The sequence below is a fragment of the Pseudomonas sp. 3296 genome (assembly GCF_031456615.1).
In the GTDB taxonomy this organism is placed as follows: Bacteria; Pseudomonadota; Gammaproteobacteria; order Pseudomonadales; family Pseudomonadaceae; genus Aquipseudomonas; species Aquipseudomonas mucoides.
Genome location: NZ_JAVDUY010000003.1, coordinates 466,124 through 479,208, shown reverse-complemented (window position 1 = coordinate 479,208; position 13,085 = coordinate 466,124). Strand labels below are relative to the sequence as shown.

13 protein-coding genes and 1 pseudogene are annotated in these 13,085 nt (G+C 56.7%); 7 read left to right on the top strand and 7 right to left on the bottom strand.

Annotated features, from left to right (window positions below; genetic code table 11):
- The first annotated feature begins 187 nt into the window (after nucleotides 1-187).
- Nucleotides 188-1,147, top strand: a complete 960-nt coding sequence (locus tag J2X66_RS10500) for a MerR family transcriptional regulator (protein WP_310263836.1) — start codon at nucleotides 188-190, stop codon at nucleotides 1,145-1,147.
- A 3-nt stretch (nucleotides 1,148-1,150) separates the two neighbouring features.
- On the opposite strand, the gene J2X66_RS10495 is transcribed toward J2X66_RS10500, so the two are convergent.
- On the bottom strand, nucleotides 1,151-1,756 hold the full coding sequence (locus J2X66_RS10495) for a hypothetical protein (protein ID WP_027924568.1): 606 nt from the start codon (nucleotides 1,754-1,756) through the stop codon (nucleotides 1,151-1,153).
- A gap of 54 nt (nucleotides 1,757-1,810) precedes the next feature.
- Nucleotides 1,811-2,287, bottom strand: coding sequence for a PAS domain-containing protein (locus J2X66_RS10490; RefSeq protein ID WP_310263833.1), 477 nt, complete (start codon nucleotides 2,285-2,287; stop codon nucleotides 1,811-1,813).
- Nucleotides 2,288-2,388: 101 nt separating this feature from the next.
- On the opposite strand from J2X66_RS10490, the gene J2X66_RS10485 reads away from it, so the two are divergent.
- The 4 genes from J2X66_RS10485 (at nucleotide 2,389) to J2X66_RS10470 (ending at nucleotide 5,754) form a co-directional block, all read left to right on the top strand.
- Nucleotides 2,389-2,841 carry a flavodoxin gene (locus J2X66_RS10485; protein WP_310263832.1) on the top strand — a complete coding sequence of 151 codons (453 nt, stop codon included), beginning with the start codon at nucleotides 2,389-2,391 and terminating at the stop codon, nucleotides 2,839-2,841.
- Between the two features lie 205 nt (nucleotides 2,842-3,046).
- Complete coding sequence (locus tag J2X66_RS10480; protein WP_310263829.1) at nucleotides 3,047-3,829, top strand: class II aldolase/adducin family protein; 783 nt, start codon at nucleotides 3,047-3,049, stop codon at nucleotides 3,827-3,829.
- Complete coding sequence (locus J2X66_RS10475; RefSeq protein ID WP_310263827.1) at nucleotides 3,829-4,731, top strand: alpha/beta fold hydrolase; 903 nt, start codon at nucleotides 3,829-3,831, stop codon at nucleotides 4,729-4,731. Before J2X66_RS10480 ends, J2X66_RS10475 begins: the two co-directional genes overlap by 1 nt.
- Before the next feature lie 111 nt (nucleotides 4,732-4,842).
- Nucleotides 4,843-5,754, top strand: coding sequence for an SDR family oxidoreductase (locus tag J2X66_RS10470; RefSeq protein WP_059181601.1), 912 nt, complete (start codon nucleotides 4,843-4,845; stop codon nucleotides 5,752-5,754).
- 65 nt (nucleotides 5,755-5,819) lie between these two features.
- Here the strand turns inward: J2X66_RS10470 and J2X66_RS10465 are convergent, their stop codons facing one another.
- The 5 genes and pseudogenes from J2X66_RS10465 to J2X66_RS10450 all read right to left on the bottom strand — a co-directional run bounded on the left by J2X66_RS10465 (nucleotide 5,820) and on the right by J2X66_RS10450 (nucleotide 9,215).
- Nucleotides 5,820-6,587 carry an N-acetylmuramoyl-L-alanine amidase gene (locus J2X66_RS10465; protein ID WP_310263824.1) on the bottom strand — a complete coding sequence of 256 codons (768 nt, stop codon included), beginning with the start codon at nucleotides 6,585-6,587 and terminating at the stop codon, nucleotides 5,820-5,822.
- Nucleotides 6,588-6,799: 212 nt separating this feature from the next.
- The gene (locus tag J2X66_RS10460; protein WP_310263822.1) at nucleotides 6,800-7,060 is read right to left on the bottom strand and encodes a bacteriocin immunity protein; all 261 of its coding nucleotides are present in this window, start codon (nucleotides 7,058-7,060) and stop codon (nucleotides 6,800-6,802) included.
- A gap of 1 nt (nucleotide 7,061) precedes the next feature.
- Nucleotides 7,062-7,442, bottom strand: coding sequence for an HNH endonuclease (locus J2X66_RS30175; protein ID WP_405046765.1), 381 nt, complete (start codon nucleotides 7,440-7,442; stop codon nucleotides 7,062-7,064).
- A 39-nt stretch (nucleotides 7,443-7,481) separates the two neighbouring features.
- A pseudogene (locus J2X66_RS30170) lies at nucleotides 7,482-7,841 on the bottom strand (S-type pyocin domain-containing protein); the annotation flags it as partial.
- A 15-nt stretch (nucleotides 7,842-7,856) separates the two neighbouring features.
- Nucleotides 7,857-9,215, bottom strand: a complete 1,359-nt coding sequence (locus tag J2X66_RS10450; protein ID WP_310263818.1) for a hypothetical protein — start codon at nucleotides 9,213-9,215, stop codon at nucleotides 7,857-7,859.
- Between the two features lie 658 nt (nucleotides 9,216-9,873).
- Between J2X66_RS10450 and J2X66_RS10445 the strand changes: the two genes are divergently transcribed.
- Entirely contained in the window at nucleotides 9,874-11,667 is a 1,794-nt protein-coding gene (locus J2X66_RS10445) for a DUF1302 domain-containing protein (RefSeq protein ID WP_310263816.1), read from the top strand.
- Between the two features lie 23 nt (nucleotides 11,668-11,690).
- A complete protein-coding gene (locus J2X66_RS10440; protein ID WP_310263814.1) occupies nucleotides 11,691-13,058 on the top strand; it encodes a DUF1329 domain-containing protein in 1,368 nt (455 codons plus the stop codon).
- Nucleotides 13,059-13,085: the final 27 nt, after the last annotated feature.

Genomic DNA, 13,085 nt, shown 5'->3' with positions numbered 1-13,085 from the left:
CGGTACACCGGGTAGGCGTTTCGCCATGCACAGCACCGGGGTGGTGGGCTGCGACTTGAGACAAGCAAGGATTATTCCTGATTATGGCCAAGACCCAAAGACGTTTGTCTTTAATTAATGCCTTGAACAGTCGGGGGGGAGGCGGGTTAAAATGGGATCCAATTTGCTTTTGGACGTCGACTTTCTGATGCCGGTTCTGACTGACGTTACTTCTGTCTCGCAATCGAATATTTCCCTGGATCGTGAAGAACTCTTTCCTATTCGCGAGGTGGCGCGGTTGACGGGTGTCAACCCGGTTACTCTGCGTGCCTGGGAGCGGCGTTATGGTCTGATCCAGCCCTCGCGCACCGAGAGTGGGCATCGCTTGTACTCGATGGCCGATATCGAGCGCGTTCGTAGCATTCTCGACTGGATCGAGCGCGGCGTCGCAGTCAGCAAAGTCGGCAAGATCCTGGCCAAGATCGAACCGCTCAAGGCACTGGCGCAGATCATTCCCGACGAACTCGTTCAGGCTGACTACATCCAATGGCAGGAACAAGTCCTGGCCGCGGTGAAAGCCTTTGACGAGGTTCAGCTGGAGCAGGTTTATGGGCAGATCTTCTCCAGCTACCCGCTCTCAGTGGTGTTTGAGGACATTTTTCTGCCGCTCTGGAAGCAATTGCTGCAGCAACATGAAGCCTTCGGCCAGACCAGCCAGTGGCTTTTTCTGGATGGTTTTCTACGTTCTCGTGTGTTGCAACGCATGCTGCTGGTGCGTGTCATGCAACCGCGTCGAATCATCGTCTGCGCCTTGGCCAATCAGGCCCGTGAGCTGGAAGTCCTGGTCACCGCGCTGTACTTGAGCAGCGTTGATTCGGCGATTCAGCTGCTGGCGATTGGTCAGCCTTTCGACGAGTTGACCCTGATCTGTGAGCGGGTCAAACCCCTGGCCTTGGTGTTGGTGTCCAATCACGCGCCGACCACAGAATTGCCCCGGCGGCTAAATCGCCTGGCCATGAGCCTGGATTGTCGGTTGTTGCTCGCCGGCGACACGTCGGAACTGGCTCAGGAAAGCCTGGCCGGGTCATCGATCGGTTGTCTGGGGAGTGAGGGGGCGGTGATGCGCCAGCGTCTGAAGCAGTTCCTGGCGGGAAATCTGGATACCTGAGATTCAGATATGTAGAGCGGGGTGTGTCAGGCGATGTTGCTGAAGGATGTACTGGCGCAGACGTTCGGTTTCGTCCTTGTCAGACTGACTCAACTCATAAGCGTAAAAACCCTGTTCGGTCTCACGCTCAAAGCTGCCGCGTAATGCAATCCGTTCATAGCCAGACGGGCTGAACCACAAGGCAAAATGCTTGGGTGGCTTGGTCTTGTTGCGGACTTCCAGCAAAACCCCTTTGCACGACACTTCATGCACATACATCGTGCCTGGCTGGCCTTTGGCGTTTTCCAGCGCCACCGGTTCTTCCAGAACCAGGCGCCAAGGACGGACCATTGGCCCGTCTTCGTAAATGCTTGGCACACCCAGACGTAAATGCAGCGCATGAAACTCGTCTTCCACCAGGTGCAGGGGGAAGGTCATTTGCTGGTTTTCGAAATTGGCCTGGATGGTAACTTGCTCATGAGCGGCGAGGCGCGTGAGCAAATCACGTATCTGCGAACCACCGTTGACGAGCAGGCTCGACGTCGCATCCCGCACATTGAGCTGCGGGTTGTGTTGCATGGTCTGGATGAAATCCAGCTCATCCTGAGTGAGGAGTGCGTCGCGCTGCATGGCTTGCTCGAAATGTATAGATACAAAGTCATTGGTGATTGTAGTTAATGACACTTAATTCGCAGTTTTGTTCGCGCCGTTCGTCGCCTTTAGTGCAGACAGTTCGGCGAGCGCCTCCGCCAACTGTGCTTCCAGTTGCTCGACGCGCTGCTGCGCTTTGACTTGGGTGGTAACGTCCTTCTGCACACCGACAAAATAAGTTTGCCCGTCGATCGGGTTTTTCATCGTCGATAGAGAGAGTTCGTTCCAGAAGGGTGTGCCGTCCTTGCGGTAGTTCCTGAGGATTTCCCGGCAGGACCCCTCCTTGCGCAATGCCTCGCGAATGGCTGGAAGCGCTTCCTGATCCCGGTCACCCGACTGCAAAAAACGACAATCCTGATAGAGGATTTCTTCGCTGGTGTAACCCGTCAGTCGTTCGAACGCCGGGTTGACGTAAATCAGGATGTTGTCCTGCTCGCCTTCCTTTTCGGCGATCACGATGCCGTCGTTGGAAGCGTTGATCACCATTTGCAGCAGTTGAGCATTGATCATCGGAGAGTCCTTTCCGGTTTGAGGGTGTAGTGCATTCTAAAAGAACAATGCAGGTCCTGCTGTTAATATCCGGTCTTTCACTCAGTTTCAGGATCAGATTGATGAAAGTCGCCATTATTTCCGGCTCGGTGTACGGCACGGCTGAAGAAGTCGCCCGTCACGCCGCACGTATTTTGAAGGCTGCCGGTCACGAAACCCTGCACAACCCGCGCGCGTCACTGGCCGATGTCCTGGCTTTCGAACCGCAAGCGTTTCTGGCGGTGACGTCGACCACCGGCATGGGTGAATTGCCGGACAACCTGCAACCGTTGTATTCGATGATTCGCGATCAACTGCCCGGCGCCTGGCGCGGCCTGCCGGGAGCGGTCATCGCCTTGGGCGATGCGAGCTATGGCGATACGTTCTGTGGCGGCGGCGAACAAATGCGCGAATTGTTCGGTGAGTTGGGGCTGCGCGAAGTGCTGCCGATGCTGCGTCTGGACGCCAGCGAAACGGTGACCCCGGAAACCGATGCCGAGCCCTGGCTCGCAGACCTGGTCAGCGTTCTGCGCTGAAGATGAGGCTCGTCATACTTCTGACGAGATCGCTAAACCTGTTCGCTACAGGGTTACTGGCGTCGATCCTTTGACATGGATCCAGACTCATTGCGCCACTGACTCGCTAGGCCATCAAGCTGGCTGCCAATGCAACTACACCAAGCCCGGGGGCTGACTAGACTGCTGTGACGACAGCAGAACAATAAGAACAGGAGGTCTTGCCGTGAATGTTGCTCCCGTCCAGTCACCCCACAGTGTCAAAGGTCAGGTCAGTGTCGCCGAGTGGCAAACTCGCGTCGATCTGGCGGCCTGTTATCGTTTGGTCGCCGCGCATGGCTGGGACGATCTGATCTTTACGCACATCTCGGCCAAGGTGCCGGGCACCGAAGATTTTCTGATCAACCCGTTCGGGCTGATGTTTCACGAAATCACCGCGTCAAGCCTGGTCAAGGTCGATCAGGCCGGCCACAAGTTGATGGACAGTCCTTACGAGATCAACCCGGCGGGTTACACCATTCACAGCGCCGTGCATGAAGTTCGCCACGATGTGGTGTGCGTACTGCACACCCACACCGCGGCGGGTGTTGCAGTCTCGGCGCAAAAGCAGGGCATTCTGCCGATCAGTCAGCAATCCTTGTTTGTCCTGTCCAGCCTGGCTTACCACGCGTATGAAGGCGTGGCGCTGAACCATGAAGAGAAGGCACGCCTGCAAGCCGACCTCGGTGAAAACAATTTCCTGATGCTGCACAACCACGGTCTGCTGACCTGTGGCGGCACCATCGCCGATACGTTTCTGATGATGTTTACCTTCCAGCGCGCCTGCGATATCCAGGTGCTGGCGCAGAATGGCGGCGCCGAATTGATCGCCATCGAACCGCAGATTCTGGCGGGCGCCAAGGCGATGATCGCCGGCGTGACCAAAAGCGCTCAAGGGATGGGTGGCGCGCTGGCCTGGCCGGCGCTGCTACGCAAACTCGATCAACAAGACCCGGGTTATAAACTCTAATGCCACTCGCCGAGATCCCCCTGTGTGTCTGGCGCAAACGCGGCCAGACGTTCGTATTCCGTGGCCAGTCCATTCGCTATTGGACGGCCGGGCAGGGTGAGCCGCTGTTGCTCATCCATGGCTTTCCGACTGCCAGTTGGGATTGGCATTACTTGTGGCAGCCACTGGCGCAACGCTATCGAGTGATTGCCTGCGATATGCTCGGCTTTGGTGACTCTGCCAAACCGGTGGACCACGAATACAGCCTGCTCGAACAAGCCGACTTGCAACAGGCGTTGCTGGCGCATTTGAGTGTCACGCAACCGGTGCATGTGCTGGCTCACGACTATGGTGACAGCGTGGCGCAGGAACTGTTGGCCCGGCATTACGAAACCCGCATTCACCTCGCCAGTTGTGTGTTCCTCAACGGTGGTCTGTTTCCCGAAACCCATCGTCCGCTGCTGGCGCAAAAGCTGCTGCTCAGCCCCTTGGGCTGGATGATTGGCCGCGCCTTCACGCGTGACGCGCTGGTGAAGAGTTTTCGGCAGATTTTCGGGCGGATGACCCGCCCGACTGAAAGTGAAATGGATGATTTCTGGGGGCTGATCGACAGCAATCACGGCCAGCGGATCATGCACAAACTCATTACCTACATTCCCGAACGTCGCGTCCAGCGAGAGCGTTGGGTCGGCGCCATGCAGCGCGGTGAAGTGCCGCTGCGCGTGATTGATGGCGAGGTCGACCCCATTTCCGGTGCACACATGGTCGCGCGCTATCGGGAACTGATTCCCAACCCGGACACGGTCCTGCTGGCCGAGATTGGCCATTACCCACAGACCGAAGCGCCGGCGCAGGTGCTCAAGCACTATCTGGAGTTTCGTGATCGGCTGATTTTGCCGCCGCGCCGGTTCGCCTACTCCTGATTATCCCCCTGCCTTATCGGGCACCATTCAGCCTCACCCCTGTTCATTGTGACCCGCAGCGCCGTGCCTGACACTCGGGCTTATTGTCCCTGGCCTGCTGGAGTTCCCCCCATGAATGAGTCTGTGCGCTTCGAAGATAAAGTCGTGATCGTCACCGGTGCAGGCGGCGGCCTGGGCCGGGCACACGCGCTGCTGTTCGCCAAACAGGGCGCCAAAGTGCTGGTCAACGATCTCGGCGGCTCGGCGCAAGGTGAGGGCGCCAACGCGTCCGCAGCAGACCGCGTGGTGGCCGAGATTCGCGAGGCCGGCGGCATTGCCGAAGCCAACCATGATTCCGTCACCGACGGCGACAAAATCGTCCAGCACGCGCTCGATGTTTTCGGCCGTGTCGATGTGGTGGTCAATAACGCCGGGATCCTGCGCGACAAGACTTTCCACAAGATGGATGACGCCGACTGGGACCTGGTTTACCGCGTCCACGTCGAAGGCGCCTACAAAGTCACCCGCGCCGCCTGGCCGCACATGCGCGAGCAAAACTATGGCCGCGTGATCTTCACCGCGTCGACCTCCGGCATCTACGGCAACTTCGGCCAGTCCAACTACGGCATGGCCAAACTCGGCCTCTACGGCCTGACTCGCACCCTCGCTATTGAAGGGCGCAAGAACAACATTTTGGTCAACGCCATCGCTCCGACTGGCGGCACGCGCATGACCGAAGGCCTCATCCCACCGCAAGTGTTCGAACAACTCAAACCGGAACTGGTCAGCCCGCTGGTGGTGTACCTGGCCAGTGAAAACTGCAAGGAGACTTCCGGGTTGTTTGAAGTCGGTGGCGGCTGGATGGGCAAGGTGCGCTGGGAACGCAGCCTCGGCGCCGGGTTTGATCCGCGGGTGGGGTTCTCGCCGGAGGATGTGGCGGCGCAGTGGGAGCAGATTTGTGATTTCGAGGGGGCGGCGCATCCTAAGGACAATATTGAAGCGCTGAAGGAAATGATGGGGAATTTGCAGAAGTATTCCCTTTGATGGAGACCAGCAAGGTCACCGTTGACGACCTTGCTGGTGCTTAGTGTTCGGGGTTGCATCGGTTATCAAGCAAAGTACTTGCGAACCAACGCGGCCAGATTCGCCGCCGTTTGCACGTCCATGATTCCGTCGTATGTTTCAGGGCGAAAGTGCAGCTGAAAGGCTCGAACCAATTGCGTGAAGCCTTGTTCGGTAGACGCATTTGAAACGTCATAGCCATAGGTTTTGAACTGCTTGAGCAATTCGGTTCGGGCTGGAATGCCGGTTTCGTTGTATTGCTGCAGATAGGCGTCGCGGGTCGCGTCGTCGAACCAGGCACCAATGCCTTTCAAATACAGGGCATGCCAGGGAAATTTCGGCCCCGGATCACTCTTGCGACCGACCGCAACGTCAGAGTGACCCAGGACATGGGTCGGGCTGATATCCGGATAGCGCTCAAGGATGTTCACCGCCAGTTGTTCAATCGCGACAATTTGTTCTGGTTGATACGGCGGGAAATTGAACACCCCCTGGCTGAACGTCGCCAGGTTAACGATTTCGACACCGATAGAGGTGTCATTCAGACTGCTGCGGTTGCCCCACTGACTGACACCCGCGTGCCAGGCACGTTTGGTTTCGTCGACGAGGCTGAAGACTTCCTGTCCGGTATAACCTGCGTTCAAGTAGCTCGGATCGGTGATGTCCGGAACCAGATAATGTGCGCTGACATTCGGGCCGGTCAATGCATTGACCGAACTGGAGAAGTTGCCCGCCGTGTAGTGAAAGATTAGAAACCGTACTCGGCTGTTGGAACTCTGGGTGGCGTGGTGTTTGTTGTAGATGATGGGTTTCATGAAAAGCGACTCGTGGTTAATTAAGTTGAAGTCAGCGCGCGATACGAATGTATGGCTGAGTTGTAATTAACCTTAATGGTCGGGACACTTCGTGTGGTTACAGAAGCTTGTAGTCGTTTTCCGAAAAATGTGTAAGTAGTGGAAATGTGGGGTGCGCAGTGGCAGCTTTGAAAGTGGAGTCAGGTACGTCTGCCTGCTCCACTGCATTATTTCTATTCTTCTATTTTGAAACCAGGTTTGCCGTTGGCGGCTCGCCAGGCTTTTATTTTTTCAATGATGGCTTCAGGTGTGGATTCTTCCTCTGAGTCCGCGTAGTAAATCAAATCGGATCCGTCTGGATGTTCTGTTAGTACCTCAAATAAAAGAACCGCATCGACTTGATCTTTTTCCGTTGGGTGCTCAGACCAGCAGATTACATTTATAAATTCGAGAAACTCTGCTTCGGTGTAGTCGGAGATGTTAAATTTTTTCATTTCAGTTTCCTCCTTTGTGAAGCTCAGAGTGACGTTTTGGAGTAACAATTCGGATGTTATCGATGTCGTAGACGTCGCCACCTTTAGAAATACGGTTCAAATGGTGGAGTTCAAACTTTATTTTGCCACCTGATCTGTCACTTCTACGAGAAAAAGGGGCTCTTCCATTTTTCATTTCATGCATGTTGTTGGCCGTGAACTGTGTGACGAGTTCAGGGTCGTCAATGGCAGCTCTCCAAAACTGCTCTCTAAAAGCCCTGAAACTTGAAAACTCTTGTCCCCGAAGCTTATCCGCGATCCAAATCGGAATCACTGCGCCATTGCCCTGCGACGCGGGTTCCAGCCACATTCCCGACACTGGTTCTCCATAACCACTGGCCATTCCAGGATCATCCCTTCGATCTTTGAACATCGTAAAGATCGGCGGGATGCCCGAATCCGCCGGAAAGACAGTAATGAATCCACCAAAGCTGTAGAGGTCAAGCTCCGGAAATGAATCTGTCCTTCCTTCAAGCGCCGTTAAGGTAGTGCCGTCGTAAACAGCAATGTTCCGTTCGCTGGCGGGGAGGGTGGTTGACGCGTCGTTCGGCGTAACGATCGGTGTCCAGGTCATACCGATTGATGGGGCATCCGGGTTGTAAGACCTGTAGGCATTAACGGCAGGATCGTAAGTGGCGAGTCGCACCGGAACGTTGCCCGGCAACGTTATGTCGTTCGTGGCAGCGACAAAGAATTCGGTTATGTTCCCCGCTGTTCTGGAGCCGATCGCCACCGGCAGCCTGACGTCTCCATTGACTTAGGCAATGGCATACAAGTCATCTGCATTGATCTGTGCGAAATCCGAGAGTGGGATGCTCAAGGCGTGGAGATCGTCGGGCTGGTACTCCGAAAGCGCGAGGCTCCAGGCATGGAAGTTGTCAGGGACAAGTTTTGAAAGCGGGGTGCTCAGTTCACGGCTTTCACCGTCAGCCAGTGGCGAGGGGAATAGTAGTGCTGCAAACCCCACTAGTATGGCGCTTGCCGCTGCGGTGCCTGCCGTTGTTGCTGCGGCAACTGCGGTGTGCAGTGCGGACCTGACGGCTTGAGTTGTTGCGGCGCCAGCGGCGAGACGCCCCTCTGACAAGGTGAATACCGGGCCCGCTGCGGCAGACCGGCCTGATATGGGAAACGGCCGACTGGCTTTGGCGGCTTCCCACGATTCGAACATCGCAACCATCGCTCTGAATCGTTCGAGTTCTTGCGCATTCTTTTTGGCATCGGCTTCTTTTTCTTCTTTTTCTTCCTGCCGTTTGACCTCGGCTTGTGCTTCTAGAAGAGCGCGTTCAGCGGCAACCTGCTGTGTTGCTGCTTCTGCCGCAATCCGAGCCTGCTCAGCTGCCAGTTGCCGTGCGTTTTCCAAAGCGGCAAGTCGCGCTTGCTCACGAGCTCTAGCGGCCGCCTCCTCATTTACACGAGCCAACTCTGCCGCCACTCGATGAGCTTCGCGTTCCGCTTCTAGCTGTCGTTGTTCTTGCGCCTGAGCAGCAGCAAGAAGGTTCTGCACATGTAAGTGTTGGGTATGTAGAAGTCGAATTTGCTCTGACAGGAAGTTTGCAGAGTAAGCGGCTTTATAGGAGGTGACCCACCTCGCATAAACAGGTCCGTAGGGTGTTATAGGTTTTTCAAGTGTTTGAGCTTTAGCTAGGTAGTCACCAATTGTTTTGTTGATGGGACTATGTCCATAGAAGGAGTTGGCAGCTGAGGTTTGAACGTGAAGTTCAGCTGTCTTTTGTTGGATTAGTAAATTTCTGATGTTGAGTTCGTGTTGATACGCTTGTGCAGGACTTGCTACTGATGCTGGATGTTGAACTCTCAGGTTTGACAAGTCGCTTTCGGTCGTTCCTGTCAAGTTCTGAAGTTTTGCACTGTGTTCATTTTTTACGGAGTTCTCCGTAACTTTGATGTTGTCGCGGGTTTCGCGCCGAAGTCCTTCGTTTAACGTGAGGCCCGAGCCAATTCCGGGGCGTGTCGGCGGCACTCGAAATCCGCCGCCTTTCGGATCTGTTCCAGGCTTCGGCTGTGCACCAACATAAGTGGTTGGCAAGTCAATTTTGCCAAGCTCTCCGATAACATGTGATACCGGTAATTCATGTGGGGGACCTTGCTTCTCTGACATGTTGTTCTTCCATGAGTGGTTGTTGCTCGCTGAAAAAAGCTTATGTCAGAGGTGAAAATATTGGGTCTGTGAAGCGTGTAGGCACTTTCTTTTTAGGTGGTAAGTAGTTGTTATATCCTTCCGGATCGAAAGATTTATCCCGCATTAAATTAGGGAAATTCTTTTTTTTTTACCCATAAAAAAGGCCGCTGCAAACGCAGCGGCCAAGTAAGACGTTGGATCAGGAGCTACAAATCAACGTCTGTGTACACGGGGCGATCAATCGAAAAAGCATCGATTCATCTGGATTCTGTCGCCGATGGCGTGGGTTGATCACACGCCATGGCTTCGTGCTGTCCGGCGGGTCACCGTGAAAGCCCGGCAAGAATAAGCCGTTGAGCCCAAAGGAAAAATAGCGATTCGCGACATGCAGTGTTGCAGCCTGGGTAACAGTCCCGGCTGGCCACCGCCCTGTAGCAGTTGTTACAGGGCGGTGGTCACCTGGCCCATGCGTCTGACTGATAACCCTCCATCCAGCCCATCCATGCCCGGCGCAAAGCCGCGCCCCGTCTGGTCATTCATCCTTTAGAGGTACACCGCGAATACCTCCTTGGTGCGCTTATCGCTCCCCGGTTGCGGCAGTAGGGTGGGGCCTTCTGTCACTCACCGGGGAAGACGCATGACAAAAACAACAATGCGCGCCATCTTCAAACCGCAAGCGCTGGCCGCTGCGGTGGCCTTGGGTTGCTGTGCCCAGGCGCAGGCTGTTTCATTCAATATCGGCGAGATCGAGGGCACGTTTGACTCCTCACTGTCCGTCGGCGCGAGTTGGGGCATGCGCGATGCCGAGAAGTCGTTGGTGGGCACCGTCAACGGCGGGACCGGGCAGTCATCGACCGGTGATGACGGCCGGCAGAACTTCGGGAAGGGCGAAACCTTCTCCAAAATCGTCAAGGGCATCCACGACCTCGAATTGAAGTATGGCGACAGCGGTGTGTTCGTGCGGGGCAAGTACTGGTACGACTTCGAATTGCAGGATGAAGATCGTCCGTTCAAACAAATCAGTGACCACGGCCGCAAGGAAGGCGCCAAGTCTTCCGGCGCGCAAATCCTCGACGCCTTCGTTTATCACAACTACGCCATTGCCGATCTGCCAGGCAGCGTGCGCGCCGGCAAGCAAGTGGTGAGCTGGGGGGAAAGTACTTTCATCGGCAACTCGATCAACAGCATCAACCCGATCGACGTTTCCGCATTCCGTCGTCCCGGCGCCGAGATCAAGGAAGGCCTGATTCCCGTGAACATGCTGTACGTTTCCCAGGGCCTGACGGATCAGCTCTCGGTCGACGGGTTCTATCAACTGGAGTGGGACCAGACCGTTCTCGACAACTGCGGCACGTTCTTCGCTGTCGACGTGGCGGCCGATGGTTGCAACAACAACTACACCGTCGGCAGCCCGGCGATTGCTCCTTTGGCGCCGCTGGCAGCCGCGTTTGGCCAACCGATTCAAGTGACCCGCGAAGGCGTGGTCGTTCCCCGTGGTGGCGACCGCGATGCGCGGGACTCCGGGCAGTGGGGCACCGCGTTGCGCTGGCTCGGTGATGACACCGAGTACGGCCTGTATTTCATGAACTACCACAGCCGCACACCGACGGTGGGCACTGTCACGGCCGGCGCGTCGACACTGGCCAGCTTGCCGGGCATGGTCGGTATCGCCAACCGTCTGGCACCCGGTAGCGGTTCGGGGCTGGCGCAGAGCGTGATGCTCGGTCGCGGCCATTATTACCTCGATTACCCGGAAGACATTCGTCTGTATGGCGCGAGCTTCTCCACCACCTTGCCGACCGGCACGGCGTGGAGCGGTGAGATCAGCTATCGCCCCAACGCCCCGGTACAGGTCAACACCAACGACCTGACCCTGGCCTTGATCAACCCGATTGCCGGCGGTGCCGCATCACCGATTGCCACCACGCCTGGCGCTGACAACAAAGGCTACCGCCGCAAGGAAGTCACGCAAGTCCAGAGCACCCTGACGCAGTTCTTCGACCAGGTACTGGGCGCGCAACGACTGACCGTGGTGGGCGAAGCGGCCGTGGTTCACGTCGGTGGTCTGGAGGGGCGCAGTCAGTTGCGTTACGGCCGCGACTCGGTGTACGGCCAGTACGGTTTTGGTGGCGACACCGAAGGTTTTGTCACCTCGACCTCGTGGGGCTACCGCGCCCGGGCGATCCTTGATTACGCCGACGTGTTCGCCGGGGTCAACCTCAAGCCCAACTTGTCCTGGTCGCATGACGTTGCTGGCTACGGCCCCAACGGGCTGTTCAACGAAGGCGTCAAGGCGGTCAGCGTCGGCGTCGATGCCGACTATCGCAACACCTATACCGCGAGCCTCAGTTACACCGACTTCTTCGGCGGTGACTACAACGTCCTCGAAGACCGCGACTTCGTGGCGCTGAGCTTCGGCGTGAACTTCTGATCTGGCTGAGAAGGATGATTTCAATGCGCAAGATGATTCTGCAATGCAGCGCCCTGGCCCTGAGCTTGCTGGCCGCCAACGTGATGGCGGCAGTGTCGCCGGATGAAGCCAACAAACTGGGTACCAGTCTCACGCCGCTGGGCGCCGAGAAGGCCGGTAACGCCGACGGCTCGATTCCGGCCTGGACCGGTGGCCTTCCAAAAAACGCTGGTGCAGTGGACAGCAAAGGCTTTCTCGCTGACCCGTTCGCCAGCGAAAAACCGCTGTTCGTGATCACTCCGGCGACCGTCGACAAGTACAAGGACAAACTGTCGGAAGGCCAGGTGGCGATGTTCAAGCGCTACCCGGACACCTACAAGATCCCGGTCTACCCGACCCACCGCACCGTGGCCGTGCCGCCGGAAATCTACGAGTCGGCCAAGCGCAGTGCACTGAACGTGACCACCATCAACGATGGTAACGGCCTGGCCGGTTTCACCGGCAACCGCTACTACGCGTTCCCGATTCCCAAGAACGGCGTCGAAGTGATGTGGAACCACATCACCCGTTACCACGGCGGTAACCTCAAACGCATCATCACCCAGGTGACCCCGCAAACGAACGGCAGCTACACGCCGATCCGCTTCGAGGAAGAAATCGCCGTCCCGCAACTGATGAAGGACCTCGACGCGGACAAATCCGCCAACGTGCTGACTTTCTTCAAACAGTCGGTCACCGCGCCAGCGCGTCTGGCGGGTAACGTGCTGCTGGTGCACGAAACCCTCGATCAGGTGAAGGAACCGCGTCTGGCGTGGATCTACAACGCCGGCCAGCGTCGTGTACGTCGCGCCCCGCAAGTGGCCTATGACGGCCCGGGCACCGCCGCTGACGGTCTGCGCACCTCCGACAACTTCGACATGTTCTCCGGTGCGCCGGATCGTTACGACTGGAAACTGATCGGCAAGAAGGAAATGTACATTCCGTACAACAGCTACAAACTCGACTCGCCAAACCTCAAATACGACGACATCGTCAAGGCCGGCCATATCAATCAGGACCTGACCCGTTATGAACTGCACCGCGTTTGGGAAGTGGTCGGCACGGTCAAGCCGAGCGAGCGCCACATTTACGCCAAGCGTCACATGTACATCGACGAAGACAGTTGGCAAGTGGCGCTGGCGGATCACTACGACGGTCGCGGGCAACTGTGGCGAGTGGCTGAAGGGCATGCTCAGTATTACTACGATCACCAGGCTCAGGCGTACACGCTGGAAGCGCTCTACGACATCATCGCCGGCCGATACATCGCGCTGGGGATGAAGAACGAAGAGAAGCACAGCTTCGAGTTTGGCTTCGAAGCCAAGATCGCCGATTACACGCCATCGGCGCTGCGTGCGGAGGGGGTTCGGTAAGGGCTTTATCCATTCACCGTGCAAAAG

What these genes read in the sequence shown, in the direction of transcription:
- J2X66_RS10500 (WP_310263836.1), top strand. Translation starts at nt 188, where the DNA reads ATGCCGGTTCTGACTGACGTTACTTCTGTCTCGCAATCGAATATTTCC.
- J2X66_RS10495 (WP_027924568.1), bottom strand. Translation starts at nt 1,756, where the DNA reads ATGCAGCGCGACGCACTCCTCACTCAGGATGAGCTGGATTTCATCCAG.
- J2X66_RS10490 (WP_310263833.1), bottom strand. Translation starts at nt 2,287, where the DNA reads ATGATCAATGCTCAACTGCTGCAAATGGTGATCAACGCTTCCAACGAC.
- J2X66_RS10485 (WP_310263832.1), top strand. Translation starts at nt 2,389, where the DNA reads ATGAAAGTCGCCATTATTTCCGGCTCGGTGTACGGCACGGCTGAAGAA.
- J2X66_RS10475 (WP_310263827.1), top strand. Translation starts at nt 3,829, where the DNA reads ATGCCACTCGCCGAGATCCCCCTGTGTGTCTGGCGCAAACGCGGCCAG.
- J2X66_RS10470 (WP_059181601.1), top strand. Translation starts at nt 4,843, where the DNA reads ATGAATGAGTCTGTGCGCTTCGAAGATAAAGTCGTGATCGTCACCGGT.
- J2X66_RS10465 (WP_310263824.1), bottom strand. Translation starts at nt 6,587, where the DNA reads ATGAAACCCATCATCTACAACAAACACCACGCCACCCAGAGTTCCAAC.
- J2X66_RS10460 (WP_310263822.1), bottom strand. Translation starts at nt 7,060, where the DNA reads ATGAAAAAATTTAACATCTCCGACTACACCGAAGCAGAGTTTCTCGAA.
- J2X66_RS30175 (WP_405046765.1), bottom strand. Translation starts at nt 7,442, where the DNA reads ATGGCCAGTGGTTATGGAGAACCAGTGTCGGGAATGTGGCTGGAACCC.
- J2X66_RS10450 (WP_310263818.1), bottom strand. Translation starts at nt 9,215, where the DNA reads ATGTCAGAGAAGCAAGGTCCCCCACATGAATTACCGGTATCACATGTT.
- J2X66_RS10445 (WP_310263816.1), top strand. Translation starts at nt 9,874, where the DNA reads ATGACAAAAACAACAATGCGCGCCATCTTCAAACCGCAAGCGCTGGCC.
- J2X66_RS10440 (WP_310263814.1), top strand. Translation starts at nt 11,691, where the DNA reads ATGCGCAAGATGATTCTGCAATGCAGCGCCCTGGCCCTGAGCTTGCTG.